Consider the following 26565-nt stretch of genomic DNA (forward strand, 5'->3'; position numbering starts at 1 on the left):
TCGATCAGACGATACCTGTACCTTTGATATCTACCCGTTTCTGCTCCTGCGGCGGAAGCAGGCTGTAGAGCTGGTTGATGATCACCTTCAGCTCTTCATAGTTCTTCCGCTCCAGCGCCTGGTCTCCTTTCTCCTTCAGCTTGCGCGCTTTCTCCGGATCGGTATACTCATCATCGAGGCTGGCGTAATGATAATAGATCCGGATGATGTGCTCCGGCGTACGCCACCGGATGTGCGAGGCAATTTTCTCGATCTGTTTGGTCACCGACTCGATCATGAGCGCGCTGTCAGAGGCCATCAGCTTCTTCTCGTTGCTCACCAGGTTGGCAAACTCCTTCTTCTCTGCCTCGGTCCCATGTTCGTCCAGCAGGCGCTGCGACCATTTACGGGTAAGGAAGTACTCCGTTTTCGCCCGCAGCTTCTTTTTATCTTTCGTGAGCTCATCGAACCGCGACGAGACCATTTTCTTCTTGTCTTCCAGCTGGTATTTGGTGTCGGTCACATCATCTTCAGGAAGCCTGTCTATTTCGCGGGTCAAGGTTACCGCTGTGATACGGAGATCATTCAGCTGCTGCGAGAGCTCGTAATCTTCACGCTCAACGGCGCCCCTCGTTTCTTCATCCAGCGCACGCTGCAGCATAACCAGGTCATCGCGGAGCTTGCCCAGGCTCACGTGCCTGACGGAAGGATTGAAGAGGTTGGTAAATTCCTGGTCGCTCATCATCAGGTAAGTGGTGATGCGCAGGTCGCGCGATTCGGACATCTCCAGCACGATCTCGATGTCAGAGCCCTTGACCAGGTCTACGGTGAGCTCTTTTCCTTTCACCTCGATGATACCGATGGAGAGGTTCGACAACGGTGAGGCGGTGTGGTTTCCCTCCAGCACGTTGATGATCACGCCATCGTCCGAGCCCTTGCGGATGGTTTTTGAGATCTCCTTGGTGAGGGTCTTCTTCAGCGGCAGCAACGAATTTTTCGAAAACACGATCTCCAGCTTCGTGGCGTTGTTCTCGGGATCATCGACTTCGATGCAGATGTCGTGCGGCAATGGTTGTCCCATAATGCCGTACTTGCCGTTCACGATGTTGATGGTATTGTCCTGGAACACCAGTGAATTCTGTGAGTCGAAGATCTTCAGCTCGAAGTTGTTGTTCATGTTGGCGGCCAGGGGCAGGTATTCCGTGAACCTTTCGGTGACCTCGCGCAGGCCTGTATCGAATCCGCCATCGGTGCGAATGATCCTATAATACAAGCCTTTCCAGTCGCCCTCTACCTGCGCCAGGAAGTACTCTTCCTTATCCTGCGTTACCTTTGAATAACCGGACTTCACTTTCAGGTTGCGGTGAACGTCGATGGCCGGTGCCTGCTGTACAACAGACCTTTTTTTGGTGCCCGCAAAATACGCGGCCCCCACTGCTACTGCTGTAGTAGGATCGACCGTGGTCGAGATGGGGATGCCCAGCTCGAGCTCCACCAGCTGCCGCACCAGCGGGATGTAGGTGGAACCGCCAACCATAAGGATACACGCCAGCTGCTGCGAGGTGAGCCCGTTCCGTTCAAGGATCGCCCTGATCATGGCCACGGTCTCCAGGATCTTCTCCCGGATACACATTTCGAACTGGTCGCGGGTAATGGGGAAAAATATATCGAGCAGCTGGCCCTCGGGCGTCTCTATCTCGAATTCAATGTCGGTGCTCGTCTGCGAAGAGAGGTTCACTTTCGCTTCTTCCGCTTTCTTCAGCAGGATATAGTAGAGGTTGTTGTACCGGCCCGAGCTGCTGCGCAATTCTTTTTCAAGGTCGCCAAAGCTGGCCCGCGTCTTCAGGTAGGGAACAATGATCTTTTCAATGATGAGGTTATCGAAGTCCACACCGCCCAGGAAGTTGTCGCCCTGGTGATCGAGGATGCGCATCTCGCCGTGTTCGGTCTTCACCAGCGCCACATCGAAGGTGCCGCCTCCCAGGTCGTAGACAAGCCACTGCTGGTCAACCTGCTCCTGTGACGTTTTGTTCACGTAGGCCAGGCTGGCAGCGATCGGTTCCTGCAGCAGGAACACTTCCGTGAATCCCGCGTCGTGCCCGGCCTGCCGTGTGGCGTTTGACTGTACGGTGTCGAACGAAGCCGGGATGGTGACCACCGCGGCATCGAGGGCCTCGCCTGTGTAAATGAAATTCTTTAGTTCCTTCAAGACCAGGGCTGAGAGCTCCACCGGTGTTTTGGTATCGGTGATGGATTCAACCCAGAACGACTCGCTGGTACCCATTTTGCGTTTGAACGATCCGAAGACGTTGCGCGGATCCTTCTCCATATACTCCCTCGCCTTGTCGCCTACGATGATCCTTCCTCCGCGGAAAGCCACCACGGATGGCAGCGTCTCCTTGTGGCCGATGGGATTTTTGAATACTTCCACAACACCCTGATCGTATCGGGCGATCACCGAGTTGGTTGTGCCAAGGTCTATTCCGAAATTGACGGTCATGATTTCCGGTCTGGTTTATATTGCGTCAGCGTGATCGGGTGATCACCACACCTTTCTGAACGATCTGGGGCTGACCCTCCTGGAGGTAACGCACGATAGGTTTGATCACTTCGTTGATATAGAGATTCTCGGCCGATGCGCCGGCGATGCTGGCCTCGCAGTCTGTACGCGTTTCGCTGTAAGACTCTCCCAGGGGATTATGGATCTGATAACCCATCTCCTCAAAATAACTCTTGATGCGCTCCACATTGCGCTGTGCACTTTCCGCACCATTCAGGGCTGCCAGCTTTTTTTCGATCTCAAAAAACTGGTTGATGATCTTCAGGTGGTGTTTGATGTTTTCCATGACCTCCAAAGAAGCGCTTAAGATAATAATTCTTTCAGCTTTGTGGGGCTCTTTTTATAGGGAATACAGTACACTGGTTGGAAACGGAGTTGAAGTTAGGAGCTAAAGCAAGGAGCCAGAAGTCAGGAACCAGGAGTCAGAAGAAGGAGTAAGAATTAAGAAGTAAGTAGTAAGGAGGAGGGTGCGGCACGCTAACTGAATAAGGTATTGAGGGACAGGATATTAGGAAGACAGTACCAAGTTTAGACCGGGTATCCTGAGAGGCGGATGTGCGGTAGGATCGTGCGAACGAAGGATACTGTGATGACGAAATGCACGCCTTCGAAATAAGTACGCAGTAACCGTCACGGGATCCTTCGCTCCCGCAGGCTTACACACGGGCATCGCTCAGGATAACGGTCTTCGAAGGAGTCGTGCTGTGGACCGTGGACTGTCGACCGTGGACTCTTCACCTCACCACAGTGATCATGATCTCCTTTTGGCCTTCGCAGATAATGATGTAGGTACCCATGGGCAGAAGCTGGCCTGCGTCGTTGGTGGCATTCCACGAAGAAGGTGTCGGCAGCTGGGTCATCAGCACGCCGGAGCGGTCATAGATCTTCGCTGTTCCCGGGTAAGGAATGTAAAAGTCTTCGGCTACGCCATCTTTGTTGGGGCTGATCACGGGAAAGTTGCAATTGTAATCTCTTGCCACAAGCAGCGCATCAGGCCACTGCAGCGCGCAGCCTCCGGTGCGGATGGTCAACTGGTACTCGGCTTCGGGAAGTTCTGTGATCTCGTGTGTTGACGAAGGGAACTGGTCGCCCGAAAGCAGATCGGTAGCGATGATGCGCTTAACGGAAACGGGCCCCTGTCCTGTTGTGCCTAATAAAATTTTTCCGCCGGCAATGCAGGTTGAATTAGTAACCTGTACGGTAAAGTTCTCGATCTTCAGCGGGTTCACACCTGTCAGCGCACTGAGCTCGCTGATGCCATTGTCTGCATACCGGTCTGTATTCGTTACCACACCCCCGGAAACATACGAGGCCGTGACCTGTTCCACCACACAATCAGACGCATGCTTCCAGATCCTGAACTTAAAAACCTCGTTGCTCTTCAGTCCGTCATTCGTACCATCCGCACCATAAGCGGTAATGAAGGTATTCCCGCCATTCCATGTTGTAAGTCCGGCGCAAGCCAGTGTATCTCCCGATTGATAAAAGATCCCGATGACGTCGCCGGGTACCAGCAGCTCACCATCCACCGATGGATTTACCGTTGCCTTGATAAACACGGTGTGGTTGCTACCGGTAGCGGTGACCTGCCATGAACCGGGCCACGGCGACTGTGTCCATGCCTCCAGCGATGAAAGCAAAAGTATGATGAAACTTATATACTTCATGGACCTCATTTGTTCCTGTTACTTTACGATCACCAGTTTATCGCTTGTGATCCTGTTATCGGCGCTGACCTTGTAAATATACTGACCAGAACTGAAGGCACCCAGGTCTACGGTCTGGTGGTGCTCACCGGCTGGCAACGTATCATTAAAAAGCGTACCCCGTTCACGCCCCATCATATCGTAGAGCACAATGCGCACAGCACCGGCACGTGTGGTATGAATGCTGAACTGCACATTTTCGCTGGCCGGGTTCGGGAATACTTTTACGGGTGCGCCGAACTCTTCCGATTGGCCCACGTGCGCCATGTTTGCCACCAGCAGTGTGTTGGGAATGAGCTTTCCTTCCGCCCCGCCGGCATAGCTCAGCGCTACAGGAAGTTCCTGCCCGTTTTCAGCACGCCATAACCTGACGGTGAAACGGTTATCCGCAGCAGGATTTGCCGGCTCCCACAACGTAACCGCCATGGGTGCGCCGTGATAGGCTACGGTGCCGATCAGCTCACCGGTGCTGCTGAACACGCCCAGCTCATCGCCACGGGAAAGTGTGCTACCGAAGATCTCATCAGGGATCACCAGCACAGCATTGTTGACGGTAGCGGGTTTAACTATTCCGTAATGAACACCTGCGATGACCGTGCTATCGCTCCTCAGCCTGCCGGTGACACTTGTGCTGATGCGCGCAGGATAGCTGAACGCCGGAACACTGTTCTGCAAGAGGATCTTATACGCCAGCCCCGGTTTCATATAGCCGATCTGGTCTATCGGAGGATTGATCACGTGAGCGGGAATGTAATTGTATGCTTGCGGTGCACCGCCGTTGTAAACGATCGTCTGCGCATAGCTGTAGTTCGTGCCCAAAGCTTGCAGTCCTTCGCTTACAGGGATCTCAACATCGCCATAATAAGGAAGAAACGACGGATAAGCATACTTCACCAGCGAGATCGGCGTGACCGGATCAACGGGCCTTCCACATATTTCGAAGGACTGCACGGCAGCGGAATAAATAAGATAACCTTCCGCAATATTCCAGGTGCCCGAAGTGATGCCGAACTCAGGCGCATACAGGATCCTGCCGGAAGCATCTTTCACGATCACGCCCGCGCGGTTAGCGAAGATGGATGCCATGGAAATATCATTCGCCATCACGTAGCTTGAGATCAGGTTCCAGCCATTGTACAGGCTGATGCGCTGGCAAACCGGAGCCGCGGTCAGCGACAACATTTTGCTGAATCCGTTGGTCCTGAAATTACCCTGGTCGGTGTAAGGAACCTGCGCATCATAAGTTGCCGACATCGTATACGATTTTTGCTCGCTGGCTTTCCAGACCATCACGGTCATCTCCTCCCCTGCATTAAACCCGTTCTTCGGCGCCTGGTCTGACTTTGCCCATACGGTAATGGCGGTGCCTGCGCCATTCCACTGAACACTTCCGCTCAGCTTCAACCCCGCATTATCATCCTTGAAGAAGATGCCGATGTAATCGCCTGGCTGAATCGCAGTGCCATAAAGATCCACGGCAAGGCTAGCAGGGATCACCACGATATGGTTACCCGCTCCGCCAGCCACAGGTGTCCACGGCGGCACCAATGTATTTACTTTCAGGGTAACCTTCTGCCAGGTGATGGCCAGCTTGGGCAGGTCGGGGTTGGTGATCACGCAGGTGTAAACACCGGCATGCTCGGCCTGCACGCTGTTAATGGTTAGCGTGTTGGTTGATGTTGTCGCTATCTGCATACCGTCCCGATACCACGTGTAAATGTTGTTGGTAACGGCATCGTCAATGTTGATATCGAGGGTGAAGGATTCTCCTTTGTCTTTCGTGATCACCTGGTCAACTCCCGCAACAGTTTGCGGCGCATAAGAAAGTGTATCAAACGTTTTTCCCTTGATTGCGGGCAGCAGGTCTTCCATGGTGAGACGGTTGCCGGCCAGGATAAGGAGGTTCGTAAACGCCGGTGATCCCAACCTTGTGTTAGAGAGGTCTGGCAGCGATTGAAGGTTGTTATTATCGGCGATCAGTGCCTGCAGCCTCGTCGAGGAAAAGCCTTCCAGGGCAGTAAGCTTGTTGTCATTGCAAAGCAGCGCGAACAGCTTGGTAAGGCTTGAGAGACCGGGGAGCTCAGTCAGTTCATTGCCTGCAACATTCAGGTAGCCCAGGTTTGGAAAAGCACTCAGTGACGGAATGGCTACGAGGTTATTACTATCACATTGAATGTTCGAAAAATCGGCCAGGGGAAAATTTGCAGGCCACGTCGAGAACTGCGGGTTGTGACCGAAGTTGATCGATCCCAGCCGCTCAACGCCTGAAAGATCGGGGAACGTGCTCAGGTTAGTTCCCGCGAAATCCACGCTGCTCAGCATGGGAAGACCATTCAGGTCAGGAAGCGCTGTAATGGGATTGAAGCCTATGCTGAAAGAGATGAGATTCTGATAGGCAGAAAGATCCGGCACGCTGGTGATATGGTTCTTCCGGAAATCGATCACCTTCATGTTGGTGTTGGCGGTTGCATCCGGGAAAGTCGAAAAATTGTTCTGATAGAAATGAAGTTCCTGAAGGTATGGGCTGGCAGACATATCCGGTAAAGCCGAGATCTTGTTCTCATCGAAGGTCAGCCTGTACACCTTGGTAAGGGCTGGCAGCATCGAGATATCGGTGATCTGGTTCCTGTGCAGATAAACCGTTTCGGTATTGGTAAAATATTCGATACCGGAAATGTCTTTGATACCTTTCTCTGCGCACGTAATATCCCTGATGGTTGCGGCCTCGGCCAGGATCACCTGGTCCTGACTGTTGAAGACCCAGGGATAGGTCTCTTTCAAACATGCTCTGAAGTTATCGTCAGCGATCCACCCGAACGCGCCATCAATGGTCAATGTGGTGATACCTGATTCAAGCGTGAGGTCGGGTGCGCCGGGGTTGGTGACCGTGACACGGTAGGCACCGGCATCGGAGGCGGTCACGTGAGCAATTGTGAAAACATTAGTGCTGGTGGTACCGATCTTCACATCGTCTTTATACCAGGTATATATATTAGAGGTCACGTTGTCATCGATGTTAAGATCGATGGTGAAGGATGCTCCTGCCTGCAGGGTTTGGCTTGCATCGGCGCTTATTTTCTCCTGGGGCGCATACATCAGGTAACCGTAACCCGGAAGCGTCACCACGGGCAGCAGATCTTCGAACGTAAACTGATTACCGTTCGTGCCAAGATGAGAACCCACTACCCTTCCGATCTGCGTGCGGCTCAGGTCAGGCAGCGAGGTCAGCTTGTTATCGAAGCAGTATATCGTTGCCAGCTGCGTATTGTTGCTCAGGTCAGGCAGGCTTGTGATGGGGTTTGCGCGGCAATCCAGGAATTCCAGCAAAAGGCATTGGGAAAGGTCGGGTAACTGTGTAAGGTTGTTCTCTCCGCATTGCAGATATTTTAACTGGGTATTTTTAGAAAAATCCGGAAGTTCGGTGAGGTTGTTTTCGTAGCAATCGAATGATTGCAGGTTCGTAAACGCACCCAGATCCGGAATGAAGGTCAGGTTATTAAAAGAACAATTGATGCTGATCAGCCTTGTATTAGCGCTGAGGTCCGGAAAAGCTCCGAATTGTGGATTGGACTGAAACCATATGTCAAAGAGGTTGACGTTGTTTGAAAGATCCGGAAAGGCAGGAAGCTCGGTATTTGAGATCTCCAGCGCATTCAGTGACGTGTTTGCAGACAGGTCACCCAGGCTTCGCAGTGGATTGTTCCCAACAGAAAGGATCCTTAATCCAGGAAGGCCAGAGAGCGCTGGAATGCTTGTGATCTGATTGGTCATCATCGATACGCTTTCCAGGGCCGGATTGTGTGTCAGGTCAGGAAATGTGGTGAGCTTGTTGGAACCAAGTTCCAGGTATTGCAGCAATGGATTGCCCGAAAGGTTTGGGGCCGTGGTGAGCTGATTACCCAGGCACGATAACCGGTTAAGTTTGCTGAGACCGGTGATATCGGCGATCTGCTGAAGCTTGTTGCTATTGAACGTGAGCGATTCCGCACCTTCAAAGTAGCCGATGCCTTCAATGCTCTCAATGCCTTTTCCGCTACAATCGATCACCTTGATCTTTTTGGCTTCTGAAAGGATGAGCCGTCCATCGATGTCAAAGATCTGCGGATAGGTGGCTCTTAAGCACGCCCTGAAATTATCATCGGGGATCTTTTGCAATGCCGGGTCAATATTAACGGTTATGATACCAGATTCCAGCACAAGGTCAGGGGCGCCCGGATTTCTAACTGTTGCCTTGTAACTCCCCGCATCGGATGCTTTCACTATATTAATGGTAAAGACGTTGCTATTTGTAGTGGCGATCGCAACATCATTCTTATACCATGTGTAAATATTGGAGGCAACATTGTCATCAATATCAAGGTCAATGGTAAAAGGAGCTCCGGTGGCCAGGGTCCTGCTTGCATCGGCACCTATCTTTGCCTGAGGCGCATATTCAAGAAAATAATAACTTGGCAGTCCGGCCATTGATACAAGATCCTTAAAGGTAAGGTGGTTATTACCGGTAATAAGGCTGGAGTTCGCCGCCTTTCCGAGCTTTGTGCGACTGAGATCCGGCAGCGATGTGAGCTTGTTATCTTGGCAATAAACCGTAGCGAGATTGGTGTTGTTGCTCAGGTCGGGCAGGCTTGTAAGCTTATTGCCGCTGCAGTCAAGGGTTTCCAGCAGTAAACATTTTGAGAGATCAGGCAATTGTATAAGATCATTATCATCGCAGTGAAGGCCTTTCAAATTCGGATTCAGGGAAAGGTCCGGAAGTGCGCTGAGGTTATTACCATAGCAGGAAAAATACTGCAGGTCAGGAAAGATGCTGAGATCGGGTATGACCGTGAGGTTGTTTAAAGAGCATTCTATGGCGGTTAGTTTTTTATTGGCGCTGAGATCCGGAAAAACGTTGAATTGCGGATTGCCTCCAAAAGAGAGCATGGAAAGATAGGTGTTGCGTGAAAGATCAGGGAAGGCAGTAAGTTTTGTACTTGAAATCTCCAACGACCAGAGCCACGTGTTGACCGACAAGTCGGGCAGGCTTAGCAGCGGGTTTCCCCCTACATGAAGGTTTGATAGCTGGGCACAGGCTGAGAGGTCCGGGACGCTTGTGATCTCATTGGACCCCAATTGTATATCTCCGACGTTCGGGTTGTGTGTAAGATCAGGAAATACCGTGATCTTGTTGTTACCCAGGTCTAAAACTTGCAGCAAAGGGTTGCCTGAAAGGTCGGGGCTGGCTGTGAGTTGATTATTCTCAAACGACAGCGTACGGAGCTTGCCAAGGCCGTTGATACTTGCGACCTGCTGAAGTTTATTGGAATCGAAGTTGAGCGTCTCCGCAATTTCAAAATAACCGATGCCTTCGATGCTTTCAATACCTCTTTCACTACAGTTGATCACCTTGATCTTTTTTGCCTCTGAAAGGATCAGTTCGCCATTGCTGTTAAAGATCTGCGGGTAAGTCTCCCTCAGGCACGCTCTGAAATTTGCGTCGGGGATCATTTGCAGTGCAGCGTCAACATAAACGGTTGTGATGCCCGACTCCAGCACCAGGCCAGGCACGCCCGGGTTTGTAACGGTAGCCCTGTAGTTTCCTTCATCGGATGCCGTCACCATATTGATGGTGAAAACGTTACTGTTTGTAGTCCCGATCAGAACATTATCCTTATACCATGTATAAACATTGGAAGTGATGGCGTCATCGATATCAAGATCAATGGTAGCCTGGGTTCCGGGCAGAAACGTGCGGCTTGAGTTTCCGCTGAACTTCTTCTGCGGCGCATAGTTCAGAGTTGCAAAGGTAGGAAGGCTTGCTGCTGTAATAAGGTCCTCAAAAGTAAGCTGGTTGCTGAATGTTTCCAGCACCGAGCCTGACGCCGTGCCTATGCGCGTTTTAGTCAGATCCGGAAGAGAAGTCAGGTTATTGCCAGAGCATTTAAGTATCAGCAGGTTGCTGCTGTTACTCAGGTCAGGAAGCGTTGTGAGCTTGTTATCTTCACAATAGAGCCATTCAAGCCGTGGGCATTTTGATAAGTCGGGTAATTGTACAATGTCATTGTCATGGCAACGTAATATCCTCAACTCCGGATTCTTTGAAAGGTCCGGGAGTGAAGTCAGGTTATTGCCATTGCAGATCAAAAACTGCAGCTCCGTCAACGCACTGAGGTCGGGTATCGAGGTGAGATTGTTGAGCTCGCACGCTATGAATGTCAATTTGAGATTACTGCTGAGATCAGGAAAACCCGGCAATTGCGGATTGCTTCCGAAACTTACCGTCTCGAGATTAATGTTTTGTGAGAGATCCGGGAAGACGGGAAGCCCAGTGCCGTGTATATTCAGATGCACGAGCGCTGTATTGGCCGACAGGTCAGGCAGGGATTGAAGCGGATTTGATGAAACGTCCAACTCTGTGAGCATGGTGTGAGCAGACAGGTCAGGCAGATTCTGGATGCTATTGTTATGGAATTGCAAAACCCGAAGCTTCAGGTTATGGGAAATGTCAGGAAAATCGGAGAGCAGGTTGGTGGAGAGTGTCACGTCTGTAAGCTCGGTGTTGAAAGAGAGATCGGGAAGGGAAAAGATCTTATTACCCGAGCATCCGAGGCTCTGCAACCTGGTAAGGGTTGTGAGATCCGGTAAAAACTCAATTTGGTTATTCGCACAATCTAAAAAATCCACATTTACAAAATATCCAATACCTTCAAGGCTCTGGATATTTTTTCCCTGGCATTCGATCCGCGTGATCGTCTTGGCCTGCTCAATGATCAGCTCGCCGCTGGCATTGAAGATCTGCGGATAGGTTGCCTTCAAACAATTCCGGAAGTTCATATCCGGGATCATATAGGTCTGCGAAATGGCCTGCCAAGGGCAGAACAGGCATAGTAAAAACAGGATCGTGATAAAATAGTACTGTTTCACGGAAGTCGGTATAGGTCTCATGGGGCCTTTATTTGTATCTTCCCTTTCTACAATCCTATCGTTTAAAAGTAACCTCATCGCCCGCTTTTCTTTTGTTTTGACTGATGATCATAATTCAGCGTCAGCTCAAAGGTTTGCCTGTTGCTGGCCACCCCTCCTGTGGGGAAAGCATACGAGAACATGCACCTGAGCGCGCCCTTCCCTGCTTTCAGTTTCTCCAGCCCGAACAGGCATACCATCTCTTTGTTATACCTGTAATTGACACCCGCGGAGACGATCTCATTGATAATGCCCTGAGTTGCCACATCAATGTTGACGGGGTGCCCGGGTGCATAACGGATCATCGTTCTGGGATGAACGGTAAGCGCTTCCGAGACATGATATGTGTAGCCGCCGGTGATATTGTAATGACGAAGCAGCACCGTGGTCTCCTGTATGGGTGTGAGCCTGCTGTTAAAGACCTGGGCTGCCGATGCGCCGACATAATAACGATGATGATACAACCAGAGTCCCAGGGTTCCATCCGGTGCCATCGCGCTTCCGGCAACGCTGGCGCTGGAGCCGGAAACAAGATAACTGAAGAAGCCCCCGGCAACACCCGCACCCAGTGACAGCTTTTTGGTAAGCCGGGTATGCCACCCGTAGTTCACATAGAATTTGGAACGTTTCAGGTATTCGCCCTCCTTGTCGCGCACAAAGCTGAGACCCAGCACCTGGAAGTTGTTCTTTTTCTTTCGTGGTCCGAGGCGCAACGAACCGGAAGCGTAGGTGGTGCTGATATTCTTCCAGATCCCGCTGTGTCCCTGCCTGCCCAGCTCGATCTCGATGTTACTTTTCGAGCCGCAGCTTGCGGGATTGACGATGGAATAGGCGTTGAAAAATTGTGCGAATTGTTCGGGGATACTTTCCGCGGTCTGTGCACCAGCGTTGGCCAGCGATAGAACGATCAGCACCAGACAGGAAAAGTATTTCATTTATACTTCGGAGGGTTTTAACATACGGGCTAGCGGGTAAGTGGTGCTGAAGCCGGCCGAAGATATAACTAAATGCAAGAAGAATAAAAGAGATTTTTTTATTTTGAAAAAACGATCACAAAGGGGTTACATTTAACCGCGCTCAGTTGTAGAGGCATAATATTATCATGCGTGGCGTATACTGATAAAGAAGTACTTGAAGCGATCCGGGCGGGGAACGATGACGAAGTATTAAAATACTTGTACAAACATGTGCTGCCCCGGATCAAAAAATATGTTGTGAGTAACAGCGGAAGTGAAGACGATGCCAAGGATATCTTCCAGGATGCCGTGCTGATCTTTTACCGGCATGTGAAGGAAGGAAAGTTCAGGGATGGCAACGAGATCGCGGGTTTTATCTTCAGTGTGGGCAGGAACCTATGGATCAACCTGGTGAGGAAACGAAACCGCGACGTGGCGCTGACAGACGAAGCCACACACATCGAAACGGACGAAAGCAGCTCGACACAACTGATCGCCCGCGAACGCGAGGAGTTTGTTTCGAAAATGTTCTCCATGCTGGGAGAAACGTGCCGAACGCTGCTGACCTATTCCATTTATCACCGGTTGTCGATGAAAGAGATCAAGGAGAAAATGGGATTCACCTCCGAAAATGTAGCCAAGACCAAACATTACAAGTGCAAGCAGCGACTGATTGGAATTGTCAAGGATAATGCTTCAATTAAAGACATGTTGCAGGAATGAGACCCGAGTACGAACAATTTGAACAGATAGAGCGATACCTCAACGGGCAGCTGTCTGCCCCTGAGCTGTCAGCTTTCGAAAGCAGGTTGCAGGCCGACCCTCTTTTCAGCCAAGAGGTGAAACAGCATCGTGCCGTTCATGACCTGATCATCGACCAGGGACTCCTGGAGCTGAAAGCAAAAATGAAAGCTTACGATGCCGGATATGCAGACAACCCCGGTGCGTGGCAGATCGTGTCAACAATTGCGTTGGTGGTATCACTCTCTGCAGTGGGCTTCCTCAATCCAGGCAAACTGCAAACAGAACCAGTGAACGGTCCTGCGATTGTCATTACAACACCTGATGATCATAAGACGGAACCTGTGGTGACTTCCCGACCCGGCACGCTGAAAACATCCGCTGTCACAAGACCTCTTTTTGAACCCGCGCCCGAAAACCGCATCGATACCATCACCCTGAAGCTCGATACAGTCAGCACCACACCACCACTGCGCATCGCTTCGCGGGATACGATCCTGGCACCCCGCATCCTGCCCCGTCTCAGCGCACCATCAACACCCTCAAGGGTGACCATGCCCCGGCTGGTGCCCTGCGCACTGACCACGGCTGCGTTGAAGATCAACGTTACTGAAAGTTGCAACACGCTTGCTACGGGTGTGATCACCATCGACAAGGCATCGGCCACCGAAGGAACACCGCCCCTCGAGTTTTCCATAGACGGCAAAAACTACCGGCAGGCTTATACCTTTACGGATCTTTACCCAGGCATCTATTACCTGACGGCCAGGGATGCCCATGGCTGTGTCTCGAACGAAGCCCAGGAGATCACGGTAGGTGAAAAAGACTGCCGTGAACATGAATACTCATTTTATCCCGACAAGGGCGAAGTTTGGAAACTCCCCGTCACTGCTACAACATCCGGAAAGATCGAGATCTATAACCGTAACGGCTCGCTGGTCTACACAAGCTTGATCACCAACGGTCATCCATCTCAATGGGATGGCACCATCAACGGACAGGCATTGCCGATGGGGAGTTACAGCTTTGTGTTGGTGACTGAGGGCAGGATTATGAGTGGGTATGTAACGCTGTTTAGGTAAAAAAGGAGTAAGGAGTAAGAATTAAGGAGTAAGGAGTAAGGAGTAAGAATTAAGGAGTAAGGAGTAAGGAGTAAGAATTAAGGAGTAAGGAGTAAAGGCTAGGAGTCAGAAGCCAGGAGTCAGAAGGAGCAGGCACGGACTCAAGAGATTGTGCTTCGATCGAGGTTAATAGTACATCAATAGCCCGGTGCTTCAGCTCCGGGGCTATTGAAATAGAGAGAGCTGCAATCTATGATCAACGATCGGAGATCTTGTATCGGGGAGGTTGCGGATGTGGTAGACCCGTGATTCTTTGTCGCGGGAGGCAATGATGATCGATGTTTTGCCGGCGATGCGGTTGAACAGGTCACGTACAAGGCGGGGATGATTGTTGTCGCGCGAGAGGTGTGACAGCAACAGGTGGCTCATGAACGCGGGCTTATGTTCCCTGAACAATTGCAGCGCCTGCGTGTTAGACAGGTGTCCTTTTTCACTGCGGATGCGCTCCTTCAGGGGATATGGATATCCTCCGTTCGCTAGCATCTCCTCATCATAGTTTGCTTCCAGAAACGCGGCATGGCACTGCCCGAAATAATTGGTGACGTGCTCACAGGCGGAACCGATGTCGGTGAAGATGCCCACCTTCACGGTATTGCCAGCCACAATGAAGCTGTGCGGATCGCAGGCGTCGTGTTGTTTAGGGAACGCGGTCACGGCGAGGTTGCTACCGATCTTCACAGGCTCATGCGCCCGGAAGGAGAACGTCAGGTGTTCTTTCAGCTCAAGGTTTACCAGCGCGCGCGTGGCGGTTGTGATATAAACCGGGATCTGGTGTTTCCTTGAAAGCGCTGGTACGCCATGGATGTGGTCCCCATGCTCGTGGGATACAAAGATGCCTTTTACTTTTTTAAGGGATAATCCGAGGCGCTTCATCCGTTTTTCGGTCTCCCGGCAGGAGATGCCGCCGTCAACCAGGATGGCCTCATCATGGTTACCGACGTAGTAACAATTACCATTGCTGCCCGAATTCAATGAAGCGATGAACAAAGACATAGTGAGGCGAAGGTATTGTATTTCTTTGTCAATCCATGTCAAAAAATTGAAGCAAACGAGCGGCGGGAGAAGGAGCTAGGAGTCAGAAGCCAGGAGCCAGGAGCCAGGAGTCAGGAGAGGAAGGGTTAGGTTCAAGACCTCTGCTTCGGGTGCAGAAGGCCTGAAAATCCCAAAATTCAATAGCCACGGGTGAAGCCCGTGGCTATTGAATTTTGGGATTTTCACGTGCCATAGGTAATCCTGGCTTCGCACGTTTTGGCACGTAACGTACGCTCCCGGATCAAGATGATTCCAAACAAACGCTACGAACCAACACTCACTTCATCTTCACCATCTCACTGCCTGCGAGCAGAAAAGCACCAGAGCCATATTCCTGGTAATTATCAGCAGTGACTTTTTCGGGGGAGCCACCGATGGGTTGCACCCATTGGAGCCTGCCTTCGGGGGTTACGAGATCGTTCAGGCCTTTCCAGGCGGATTTCACTACGGGGAGGTATTCTTTTTTGTCCAGGATGCCATTGTTGACGCCCCAGGCCATCGCGTAGCAGAAGAACGAAGAGCCACTGGTTTCGGGGTGTGGTACCTCCTGCTCATCCAGCAGGCTGGGTCTCCACAGACCGTCTTTGCTTTGCGCCTTTTTCAGCGATGCAGCCATCTCCCTGAACAGGTTCACATATTTGTCATAGTACGGATCGGACTTCGGAAGATACTGGAGCACACGCACCGTGCCAGCGATCACCCATCCGTTGCCTCTTGCCCAGAACGTCTTTTTGCCACTAGGTGTTTTTTTGTTGAAGAAGTTCCTGTCGCGGTAAAAGAGGTGGTCTTCTTTGTCATAGAGAAAATCATGGGTATCCCAGAACATGGTGTGCAGATAGGTGAGGTAACGGTTATCACCTGTAGCCGCGGCAAGCCTGGCCAGCACCGGAGGCGCCATAAACAGCGCATCGCACCACCACCAGTCGTCACGGCCTTTTCTGGGATTCGCGATCAGCGAGTCGAAGGTACTTTTGATGTCAGCGATCATGGCGGGATCCTTTTTGAGCTCGTAAATCTCCAGGTAGGTTTGCCCTTTGGCATGATCATCGGCGTGGCGCAGACGTTGTGCCAGCTTCCAGTCGAAGGACTGAGACCAGGCGGTGGCGGCGTCCAGGTACTTCTGGTTCTGCGTGGTTCTGCACGTTGCCATTACCCCGGTATAGAATGCGGCGCGCGCCCAGTCGTTCTCGTTGCGCACGTTGATCTCTACGGGATTTGCCAGTTGCCAGTCAGCAACTTTTTCCATCACACCGGTGATGTAGGGCTTCGTGTATATTTTATTGTTCTTCTTTTGGCCCAGGGTAACGCCGGAGGTAACTGCCAGCAGCGCCAGGCTCAGGTAAAAGACAGATGAAGATTTCCGCATAGTGGTATAAAGATAAAATTTGGTATTCAATTCAAAGCTACTTCCGGGGCGATTCAACGATCCCTGCTTCCGCGGAGGTGCCATCGGCGGGTACATCGATGTTTCTAACCGTATTGTTCCATTTCACCCGCACGGCTCCCCCTTGGTGAAGCGGATCGCTGACATACATTTTGTTGCTGCTCACCATCACGAGACAGGGCCTGTCCACCTCGAGGGTAAAGCTATGGAATGGCAGGGTGTGCGCGTTGAAGAAGGAAGCCATCATCGTGCCGTCATCAAAAAGCACCGCCTGACAATCTTTACTGTTGCGCAGTACACTCCAGCCCGGCTTCGCTGCGAGCTTTGCTGCCTGTTCCGGCACAGGACAATACGCAATCGCATATCCGGCTGACAGCCCATTGTTTCCCTCATGATGCAACACTGGCATGAAGATCTTTTCGCTGAAGTTTTTATCAGGTTGCGAAACGTTGATGGTTTTCCAGTTGGCGGTCACCGACTGAAGGCGAAGCTCAACCGATGCCTTGTAAAAATGGATCGGCATATAAACGAAGCCTGCATGGTGGATCCATTTTACATCCTTCAACTTGTGTGTGCCGGCAGCCAACACATTTCCTTTTTTATTCACGGTTACATCACCCTGCCACCGGCTCTGATCCATGGCGGTGTAAATATCATCAGTGAGGCCTGTGCCCGTGATGTCGCTCACAAGACAAACCACGGCGTCGTTGTGGCAAGCCCAGAATTTCCGGGCCGACAATTTCTTTTGCTGCGCCTGATCTGTCAGCGCGTAATCCATAGCCGTGAGTCCACTCACACCGTTGCTTACACTGCCTGCAAAAGCGTGTTGTGTTATTTTAGCGGCAGCTTTAAAGGTAGTGACTCCCGGCAGCGCCGTCCAGTCCCACGCCGGCATCAGGTCGAAATATTCCTGGCCGTTCCTGATGAGGTAAGCATCTCCGCTGTTGAGCAGCTTGCCTTTGAGGTTCTCCCCGTTGAAAGATTCGGTTGGCAACGTTCGCGTGGAAATTGTTTTCACAAAGAAGCTGAACCCCGACCGGTGAAATACGGAGAAGTCCGAGTATGGATAATAACGGAATCCTTCCAGCGTTTCTCCGCCATTTTGTATGGACATCATTTTTTTGAAGGCCGCGGCTCTCGAAGGCTGAAGCTCCATCAGGAACGGGATCAGCGGCCTGAGGTCGGGACTTCTCAGCTCACCCACCCGCGACGAAGAGCGGTCCATGGTACCCGGCACCGTGTTGATGCCCCGCGCCATCCACTGCCAGCCCTCGAGCACAAAGCTGGTCATGATATCGGCTTTATCTTCCGGTAATGCCAGCGGTGTTCCTCTCAACTGCCAGGCCACACGCACTGTTTCCCACAGGAATGCCTTGCCATACTGGAACATCTGCAGGCGTTTGCTGTGCTGGTGAAAGCTGTTATCGGCCTGGATCCCTTCTCCGTCGGAGACAGCGATCTCGTTCACCATCAGCTCGCGGCATCGGTTCACCAGCGCGTTGTCTCCGGCGAGCAAGCCATAATGAAGACCGAGGTCTGCGCTCCACATCAGGTTCGCCCCTGCCCCTCTACCCTGCACACGGTGCTGTGCCAATACTTCCAGCGCCTGCCGGAATCGCTCCGGTGAAAGCTCGTGCCGCAGCAGGATCAAAATGTCTCTCGCGTAACGGGGCACGCCGATCTGGTTGTGCCACCAGTTGCTGTTCTGATATCGCTTTACCAGCCAATGGTCCAGGGCAACGAAGGTCTTCTGCAGTACAACATCGTCATGATAATACGGTGATTCCGGGTAAGCCCACGCCAGCGACATTTCACCGATGCGTTTCAGGTGCCGGGCAACTTTCCAGTCGGCAGGCTCCTTATCCAGGTAATTCACATCAGGCCACTGCCCCTGCGCATCCAGCGAGTCCATCCACTGCTTCACCTCGCCTGCTTTCGGATGTTGCGCCGTTCGGAAAAGGTATTCGCGGTAGCGGTTCAATACCGTATCCACCTGGGCGGAACAGGTGATTGACAGCAAGCATATAATTATAACAAGTTGCATTCTCATCGTTTAGCAATTTAATACAGGCTTTGAACTTACGGATTCTTTTTCAGCTAGCGCTCTTTGTTACCCGGGGATCCTTCGCTCTCCCGCCATCCCAACGCACATTCCTTGCACAGGATGACGTTCTCAATTCGTAGCCGCTCCTTACTCCTTACTCCTGGCTCCTTACTCCTATTTTAACCTCCCCACCAACGTTACCACCGACCTGGGCCCGATGGTGATGCTGCCTGCATCGGACTTACCCGGCGCAAGGTCTTTTTCGGCTGACGTGGTGTAGGTCTTAAACGTATTGTTCTTTACACGTAATGCTTTGCCTGGGATGAGCTGCCGTTCTTCGCTGGCGTAGTTGATGGCCACGATCACCAGCTCGCCCGTACTTTTATTCGTATAGGCGGATACCATCAGGTTGGTGGCGATCTTTTCCAGCGATGGGTTCTCATCATAGGTGACGTTCACCCGTTTCATGCCGGGTCGTACAAACCGCGAATAATTTCCCAAGGCCCAGAGGATCTTCGTTTCGCGGAAGAATCCGTCGCGCTGCAGAATCTTGCTATCAGGATCTTCCTGACCGCGTACACCATTATCTCCGTTGTCGATGTGAATGAGCCCGTCCTTGAAATCGGCTTCCGATAACGCGGTCCAGTACTGCCACGAGCTGGCGTTGGTCAGCACCAGGTCGTGATGGATCACACGGGCGTAATATAAGGCTGTGTTGATGCCGAGGTCGCGCCTTCCGCCACCGCCCACGTCGTCGTTCTTTTCCAGGATGCAGAACTCGGTCTGCCAGTATTCCAATGCAGGATCAACGGCACGGAGGGTGTCGCGCAGGGCGAGCCTGTAGTCGATCAGGCGCTGCACCGGCCAGGTGGTAAAATAGCTGTGGCCAGTGATGGCGCGGTGAACGTTGGGCAGCGACGCGATGTTGAGTGGAGAATTTTTGCCGAAGAAGGTCCGCACCTGCGCATCGTTACCGTGGTCGTTCATGGACTTATAAAGATACTGGATATCACCGGCCTCGCCCAGCAGCACCTCCGTTGAAAGCTTGCGGCGGCTCAACTGCTCCGAGAGCAGCTTCGTCAGCGCATGCATGTCCTTGTTCGTTGCCGGAGTTCCCTCCTGCGTGGGTTTCTCCCAAAGCCATTGCGGCTCATTCACGGGGCTCAGGTAATCGAAACGGATCCCCTCCTCCTTCTGAAAATGCTCCGTAACATCCGTGAGGAAGCTGGCATAGGCCGGAAGCTTCTCCGGTAGAATGTTGAGATCGTACTTGCCGGAGCTGTTGAAGGCTTTTCCGTTCAGCGTCATGTGCACGGGCGCCGAGATGGTGAACGCGAGGAATTTCTCCACGCCTCGTTTTTTGGCAGCCTGCAGGAACCACCGCTGGCCGGCCTGCTTGCTCCAGTCGTACGTGCCGTCACTGTTCTGAAAACACTCCGCCCTGCGCCACTCATCCCTGATCTCGCTTTGCGCTCCCTGTTCTGTGCTTCCAGACCCGATGTAAAAACGCCAGAGCGAAAGACCGATACCTTTGGCATTACCAAACTTGTCTGTTTCCCTGCTGAACAACAGGTCTGCGATCTGCTCGCGTTTCTCCTCCGGCCAGTACTGTCCGACAAACTGGCAACGCCACGCATCCGAAGCTCCAAAGCCGTAGATGCGCTGCTGCTCCTGGTCGGGGTGAATGGTGATCTTTACTTCGCGTTGCGCATAGGCAGCGATGTGAAGGGTGACTAAGATACTGAGGGTTATTGTTGATATAGTGTACTGTTTCATCTGATTCTTTTGTTTTTGTTCTCCTCTTTCTTCGCCCTTGCTTTCTTCGATCAACACCCCTTCTTCAGTAAACAACCCTTTGAGGGTTCGGAACCCTCAAAGGGGTAATCGAAGGGAGGAAGGGTTGAGAAGGTCATTTTGACGATAATGGGTAACCAGTCACCGCATGTCCCGTAGGGGAAACAATGGCGAAATCAAACCGGGGTTGAATGTTATCCAATACTATGGTTAGGCTATCTCCTGGTTTCATCAAGGGCAACTTCATTTCCGTTGATTGACCTTCCTTAGTCAGCCACACCACTTTATATTCCCGCAAGGTGTAAGATGGAAGGTTGTTCCTGTTCGCCAGCGTTACTTCGATCCTGTCATCCTTAAGCTTTTTTACATTCCGGATCTCCACGGGCGATGCCAGCTGTTTGTAGACATAGTACGATGGTTTTCTGTTGAAATAAAGATCGGTGATGCCGTGGATGCGTGCTTTGAAACGCCCGCTGCCGTCTTCACCGCGGTGGGTCCGGTAATCGTTCAGGCAGAAGTAGATACAGCCTGCAATGTAATCGCGTTTGGCCCATTCACGGTAGTGATAGATCATGTCGTCGATGCGCCGCAGGTCACCACCCGAAAAACGTGGCTCACACAAGCCGGCTTCTGTGATCAGCAGTGGCCGGTTGCCGAGGAAACCTTCGATCTCCTTGAAATAAGCGGGCAGCTCGTCCGACGCCTTACCATACCACGTGCCCACATAGTCGTTCCAGGTGGGAAGGTCGGCGATAAAAGACTCGTCGTTCTCGCGGCGTTTAAAAGTTTCGTTGGATACCACCACAGCAAGCCTGGTGCTGTCCAGCGCTTTGGTAAAATCTCTCAAGGTGACGTATTGCCCGCGGTCTGTGCTGAACACTTCATTGCTGATACCCCAGGCGAAGATGGAAGCATGATTGAAGTCACGCTCCGTCATTTCGGCAAGCTGCATCCTGGCGGTCTCCATCACGGCGGGTGTAAGCTTGTAAGGTTGCTGCCACCACGGGATCTCCGCCTGCACGAGGATGCCTGCTTCGTCGTACCTGTCGAGCATGTATTCATCCACCTGCCAGTGAAAACGTGTGATCACCGTGTTCAGGTCTTTCAGCATATGCACAACCGAGTCCATCACCCACCGCGGTTCGGCACTGCCATGGTCAGGGTGACTTGAAGGCATGTATTCGATTCCCGGAAGGCGCACGGGTTCGTTATTCACCAGCAGCTTCTGCCCTTCCAGCACCACCTTCCTGAAACCGAATGATGCCGTGTGGCGATCCGTTTCTTTTCCCTTGCTTTTTGCCGTTACCTGTACCTGGTAGAGGAACGGGTCGTTAAAATGCCAGAGATGGACTTTTGCAATATCGAACAAAGTTACAAAAGCATCGCCCTGCCGCGTCAGTGTAACGTCTTTGGACAGCACTGTTTTATTACCGCGCTTTTCACGGATCGCGATGCTGAAACCCGCCTTCTTCACGTCTTCTTCCCACAACCGTATTTTCAGGATGACGCGCGCAGAAGTGTCTGCAAAATTGATCGTGGGTATTGCGTGTGCGTACCGGATGGAAGGTTTACCCGAAACGATCACCGACACATTGCGGATGATGCCACCATCGTTGCACCAGTCGAAAGAATCCTTGTATGGCAGCGCGGTCTCCGAGAATGAATTGTCTACGGAAACAGTCACGGTGTTGTCGGCGCCGAAAGTCAGCAGGTGCGAAATATCGACGTAGAAAGTTGTATAACCCGAGTTGAGATGCTCGCCGGCTTTTTTGCCATTCACGTAGATCACAGCATCGCGGTATACGGCAGCAAACTTCAGCCGGACATTCCTGTCTTTCCAGGTCGAAGGCACCGCAAGCTTACGTTCATACCACGCCAGCCCCCGGTAATTTTCGTGAGCCTTCATCACGTTCCAGGTATGGGGTACAGTGACATCCGTGGCGTTGGCTGGAAGCGTGGTATTCCACCCCGAAGCAAGGCCGGTGCGCTGAGGGTCTGTTACAAATCGCCAGGTGCCATCAAGGGAAACAAGCTCGCGGGGATCATCCTGCGCAACAGCACAAAGCCCGGCGACACACAAGCAGAAAAAAATGATCGAACGCAGGACTGTCATCACTTAAAATATTTCATGATCTCCGCAGCAATTAGCGCATGGCCGTCGCGGTTCGGGTGGTTGCTCTGCGCCATGTAACGTTGGAGGTCTTCACCCTGGGCGGCGCGTTGCTGGAAGCTTGCATAGGTGTCGGCCAGGCCGATGTTGTATTGCTTCGCAAAAGCGGTGATCTGTTGGGTGAACTGCGCAAGCAAGTTGTCAGGATCTTTCATGTTGACCCGCCCGAAGTCTGGCGAAGGCGTGAGCAAGATCACCTTGATGTTCTTTTTCAACGCCTTCCGGATCATTTTTTCCGTGGCCTCTCCTGCTTTGGCAAGACCCGGGCTCCAGTCGTTGAGGGCGTAGTCGATGAAGATTATATCAGGACGATGCACCAGCACTTCATCGTTGAACCGTTTTTCGCCTTGCACGGAGTTCTCTCCACCTATCGCCGTTACGATCACGTTGATCACGGCCGTGGGATAGATCTCTTTCAACGCCGCCAGCACCTGCTGCGGGTACGCGTCGAGTGTTCTCACATCCGGCGTTCTGAAATATCCCGAAGGCACCGAGTGCCCATGAAAGACAAGGTTGATGGTACGATTGGCCGGCCACTGTTTTTTCAACGTTGCCTTGATATCCTGCAGGTAGGTTTCGTGATCAGCCTGGGCGAAAGCCCTGGGGGCTACGGAGGAGAGCAGGAGTAAAAATATGATGTATTGTTTCATAATAGATCAAATAGGTTGCCGGTTACCAGTTGCCGGTTTGGGTCAGGGTAGACTTCAACTTGCGGGTGCTGATCGCAGGACTCGGAGCTCGCCCCAACACAAACCGATACACACAGTATGAAGACAACGACGCTACTCCTGTTAATTTCCATCAATCCCGTTAATCCTGCTAATCCTGATAGGTGGTTTCAAGAGTCACTACTGAACGCGCGGGGATCAAAATATTATCGGTGACCAGCACCGTTTTTTTCAGGCTGCGTTCTGCATCGGTGATGTAGGCATTCACTGTTTTGCGCTTGATCGCATCATTACGCAGCTTCAGCTTTTTCTCCTGGCGTTCGAAATTCACCACAACGATCACCAGCTTTTTCTTGTTCTCATCCTTGTAAGCCGAGATCATCATGGTATTGGCTGCCGTCACCGCATCGCTGTAACCGCTGATGGATGCCGAAACTCTTTTCATACCAGGACGGATAAAACGTGAATAGTTACCCATGGCCCAAAGCTGTTTTGAGTCGAGCACAATACCGTCTGTTTTGCAGTTGTCCACATTCATAGCACCGGAAGGATCGTTGATATACACCAGCGCATCGCTGTAGTTATAGGGGCTCATGGACAGCCACCATTGCCACGACGTTATATTGGCAATGGCCAGGTCGTGATGGATCACCTTGGCCACATACAATCCGTAGTCGATCGTTGTATTCCGGGGAGAGCCGTTGTACTGTCCGCAGATATCGCCCAGGATGCCGAACTCTGTTTGCCAGAGCTGCAACGAAGGGTCTACCTGGTTCACCTTGTTCAGCAGCTGCTGCCGCGTGGTAACAATGGTATTGTCAGGGCATGTGGTCCAGTAGCTGTGGCCGGAGATGATGCGTGCAACGTTAGGCTTGTCAGCGATGTAGTTGGCATTAGCAGGCCAGAAGAACTGCGTGATCTGATCGCCACGGCCGTCGGTATTATTTCCGTAAAGGTACACCCACGAGCCGGCCTCTCCCACCACGATCTGTGTGGAAGAGCTGTTGGCGGCAAATCGCTGGGAAAGTAATTTCGTCAATGAAGCGATCTCACCATTTTCGGCCTGGGTGCCTTCCTGGCTCGCCTGGTCATTGGCGCCCCACGCCCACTGGGGCTCGTTGATGGGACTTAGGTAATTGAATTTAAAGTGGTCTGACACAGCCACCATAAAATCCGCATACGCGTCAAACTTGTCGGCAAAGATGTTCAGCTTCGTTCCGGTAGTACCGTTGAACGCTTTGCCGTTGATGGTCATGTGCACGGGCGCGGAGAGTGAAAATCCCAGCGTATAAGGAACACCGCGTTGTTTGGCGGCATTCAGGAACCACTGCTGGCCTTCCTGCTTCGACCAGTCATAAGAACCATCGGGTTTCTGGAAACACTCCTCCCGTCTCCAGTCTGTGGTGATGTTGCTGGCGGCACCCTGCTCGAAGCTTCCGGAGCCGATGTTGAACCGCCACAACGTTAAGCCTATGCCAATGGGCGCGCCGTCGGCAAGGGTGTCTGTGCTGAACAAAAGGTCGGCGATCTTGTTCTTCTTGCTCACGTCGGCCCACTTGCCGATGAACTTGGCCGTCCAGCAATCTGACGCGCCGAAGCTGTGGATGGTCTGGCGGGTATCGCTGAGGTTGACCGTGATGTTACCATTTTCGACCTGTTGTTTACAGGTGTCCACGCCGAGGAACATACAGGGGTCCGGCTCTTCATCTGGTGCTACCGGATCATTCCCATCGCATGCCGCAAGTAGGAACACTGCCGCGAAAAAAAGCAGGGCGAGCCCGCTACGATTATAGATCTTCATCTTACGTAAAATAAACTCACCCCCGGCCCCTCTCTACGCATAGAGAGGGGTGGAGTGGTACCCTAACCCATTTAGAAGTAATTTGGATTCTGTTCTACTGCACCTTCGGAAGCAACGATCTGGCTGGTCGGAATTGGCCAGAGCAGGTGCTTGCTCGGATCGAAGTTGATGCCTTTATTCTGCAGCTCGCGTGTGTTGCCAAGCTCCCATGAGTCTGTGCTGGTCTGCGTGTTGTATTTCACGAAGCTTCCGTTCGGTCCGAAGACGCTGTTGATCACGGGCTCGCCATTCTCGTCTTTCCAACGGCGCAGGTCATACAGGCGGTCGCCTTCAAAGGCAAGCTCGAGCCTCCTGTCTTTGCGCACAGCGTTGATCAGATTCCAGCCTGTGAGGCTCATGTCCGTAGTCAGGTTCACGCGGTCCCTTACCCTTTTCAGTGATGCAAGCGCCTCTGTGCTCTTGTTCTGCATGGCGCAGGCCTCGGCGTGCATCAGCAGCACATCGGCAAAGCGCAGGATCTTGTTGTTGAGGGCTACGCGTCCGTTGGCCGGTCTTTGCGCTACGGGCACATAATGTTTCCTGCTGTAACGTCCTGATTTGGTCTGGGAGCGTGTACCTGCATTGTAGGCGGGTTTGGCAGGATCGCCGGCCACCGGAAGACCATGCCTGTTGATGGTCCACTGTAACCGGATGCTGTCACCTTCAGCCTTGTAAGCTTTTTCCAGGTGGCTCGAAATGGAATACCATCTCCAGCCGCCGTCGGGTGAAGACTGGATCATTTTCTGAAAATCGTTGTACGGAAGATCAGGGCTGGCTGACGATGCGTACTGGGTCTCGAATATCGACTCCTGTCCGTTCTTGTAGTTGTAGCCCCACAATGTTCCGAAAGAAGGCTCCAGGTTATAGTCACCCATATCGATCACCTGCTTGGCAGCGATCTCGGCATTCTGCCACTCTTCCGCGTACAGGTAAGCTTTGGCGAGCAACGTGAGGGCTGTACCCTTCGAGGCCCTGAACCTGTCGGCAGCAGCATACTCCGATCTTCTTGGCAGAATCTCTGCACATTCCTTCAGGTCGTTGATGATCAGGTCATACACCTGACGCGCGGTAGACCGGGGCAAGTGAACATCAGGGGTATGGATCTTCAGCACGATGGGCACACCGCCCCAGTTGCGCACCAGGTCGAAATAACACCATGCCCTCAGGAATTTTTGCTCGGCGATGAAAAGCTTTTTGCTGTTCGCATCGATCGGCGCGTTGGTGATACCTTCGATCACGCTGTTGAACCGGCCGATGCTCTTGTACAGCATGATCCAGTGCGCTTCGTTACGCACGTTGCCCGCATCGATGTTATAATGGCCCACCACGAGATACTCAGCGGTAGCCCCTTCCGTATTGCCCAGCCAGCCGTTGTCGCTGGAGGCTTCACCTGACAGGAAACGCCAGTTCAGCGTCTCCCACCATGTTGAATAATCGATGTAACGGTACGACACCTGGGTGGTGGTATTACATTCTTCCACGGTGTTATAGTATTGTGACTGCTCCACTTCCGATGTGTAGCGCACCTGGTCGAGAAAGTCGTTGCATCCGCCTGCGATCATCAGCAAACATACGCTGGCGAAGCTCAGTATTTTATGGATTGGTTTCATACAAGAATATCGTTGTTT

Annotated in this window: 15 protein-coding genes; 2 read left to right on the forward strand and 13 right to left on the reverse strand. The window is 52.2% G+C overall.

The genetic code is table 11. From position 1 onward, the window contains the following. Positions 1 to 4: 4 nt before the first annotated feature. The 5 genes from KK083_RS20115 to KK083_RS20135 all read right to left on the reverse strand — a co-directional run bounded on the left by KK083_RS20115 (position 5) and on the right by KK083_RS20135 (position 12122). On the reverse strand, positions 5 to 2479 hold the full coding sequence (locus KK083_RS20115; RefSeq protein ID WP_254166957.1) for an Hsp70 family protein: 2475 nt from the start codon (positions 2477 to 2479) through the stop codon (positions 5 to 7). A gap of 25 nt (positions 2480 to 2504) precedes the next feature. Next, on the reverse strand, positions 2505 to 2825 hold the full coding sequence (locus tag KK083_RS20120; RefSeq protein WP_254166959.1) for a hypothetical protein: 321 nt from the start codon (positions 2823 to 2825) through the stop codon (positions 2505 to 2507). 448 nt (positions 2826 to 3273) lie between these two features. Beyond that, positions 3274 to 4206, reverse strand: coding sequence for a T9SS type B sorting domain-containing protein (locus tag KK083_RS20125; protein ID WP_254166961.1), 933 nt, complete (start codon positions 4204 to 4206; stop codon positions 3274 to 3276). 18 nt (positions 4207 to 4224) lie between these two features. Continuing rightward, positions 4225 to 11169 (reverse strand): leucine-rich repeat domain-containing protein, encoded by a 6945-nt coding sequence (locus KK083_RS20130; RefSeq protein WP_254166963.1) that lies wholly within the window; start codon positions 11167 to 11169, stop codon positions 4225 to 4227. 53 nt (positions 11170 to 11222) lie between these two features. Beyond that, positions 11223 to 12122, reverse strand: coding sequence for a PorP/SprF family type IX secretion system membrane protein (locus KK083_RS20135; RefSeq protein ID WP_254166965.1), 900 nt, complete (start codon positions 12120 to 12122; stop codon positions 11223 to 11225). A gap of 171 nt (positions 12123 to 12293) precedes the next feature. On the opposite strand from KK083_RS20135, the gene KK083_RS20140 reads away from it, so the two are divergent. Together KK083_RS20140 and KK083_RS20145 are read left to right on the forward strand one after the other, a co-directional pair. Next, positions 12294 to 12866, forward strand: a complete 573-nt coding sequence (locus KK083_RS20140) for an RNA polymerase sigma factor (protein WP_254166967.1) — start codon at positions 12294 to 12296, stop codon at positions 12864 to 12866. Next, entirely contained in the window at positions 12863 to 13966 is a 1104-nt protein-coding gene (locus KK083_RS20145) for a T9SS type B sorting domain-containing protein (RefSeq protein ID WP_254166969.1), read from the forward strand. Before KK083_RS20140 ends, KK083_RS20145 begins: the two co-directional genes overlap by 4 nt. 204 nt (positions 13967 to 14170) lie before the next feature. Here the strand turns inward: KK083_RS20145 and KK083_RS20150 are convergent, their stop codons facing one another. From KK083_RS20150 to KK083_RS20185, 8 genes are all read right to left on the reverse strand, one after another. Then, the gene (locus KK083_RS20150; protein ID WP_254166971.1) at positions 14171 to 14998 is read right to left on the reverse strand and encodes an MBL fold metallo-hydrolase; all 828 of its coding nucleotides are present in this window, start codon (positions 14996 to 14998) and stop codon (positions 14171 to 14173) included. 316 nt (positions 14999 to 15314) lie between these two features. Next, positions 15315 to 16403 (reverse strand): glycoside hydrolase family 88/105 protein, encoded by a 1089-nt coding sequence (locus KK083_RS20155; RefSeq protein WP_254166973.1) that lies wholly within the window; start codon positions 16401 to 16403, stop codon positions 15315 to 15317. Between the two features lie 37 nt (positions 16404 to 16440). Beyond that, the gene (locus KK083_RS20160) at positions 16441 to 18465 is read right to left on the reverse strand and encodes a polysaccharide lyase family 8 super-sandwich domain-containing protein (protein WP_254166981.1); all 2025 of its coding nucleotides are present in this window, start codon (positions 18463 to 18465) and stop codon (positions 16441 to 16443) included. Positions 18466 to 18639: 174 nt separating this feature from the next. Next, a complete protein-coding gene (locus tag KK083_RS20165) occupies positions 18640 to 20241 on the reverse strand; it encodes a glycoside hydrolase (RefSeq protein ID WP_254166983.1) in 1602 nt (533 codons plus the stop codon). A gap of 133 nt (positions 20242 to 20374) precedes the next feature. Further along, on the reverse strand, positions 20375 to 22372 hold the full coding sequence (locus tag KK083_RS20170; RefSeq protein WP_254166985.1) for a glycoside hydrolase family 2 protein: 1998 nt from the start codon (positions 22370 to 22372) through the stop codon (positions 20375 to 20377). Further along, a complete protein-coding gene (locus KK083_RS20175) occupies positions 22372 to 23079 on the reverse strand; it encodes an SGNH/GDSL hydrolase family protein (protein WP_254166987.1) in 708 nt (235 codons plus the stop codon). Before KK083_RS20175 ends, KK083_RS20170 begins: the two co-directional genes overlap by 1 nt. 169 nt (positions 23080 to 23248) lie before the next feature. Next, on the reverse strand, positions 23249 to 24898 hold the full coding sequence (locus KK083_RS20180) for a glycoside hydrolase (RefSeq protein ID WP_254166989.1): 1650 nt from the start codon (positions 24896 to 24898) through the stop codon (positions 23249 to 23251). 71 nt (positions 24899 to 24969) lie between these two features. Further along, the gene (locus KK083_RS20185) at positions 24970 to 26547 is read right to left on the reverse strand and encodes a RagB/SusD family nutrient uptake outer membrane protein (RefSeq protein ID WP_254166991.1); all 1578 of its coding nucleotides are present in this window, start codon (positions 26545 to 26547) and stop codon (positions 24970 to 24972) included. Between the last annotated feature and the right edge of the window lie 18 nt (positions 26548 to 26565).

The sequence above is a fragment of the Chryseosolibacter histidinae genome (assembly GCF_018598225.1).
In the GTDB taxonomy this organism is placed as follows: Bacteria; Bacteroidota; Bacteroidia; order Cytophagales; family Cyclobacteriaceae; genus Chryseosolibacter; species Chryseosolibacter histidini.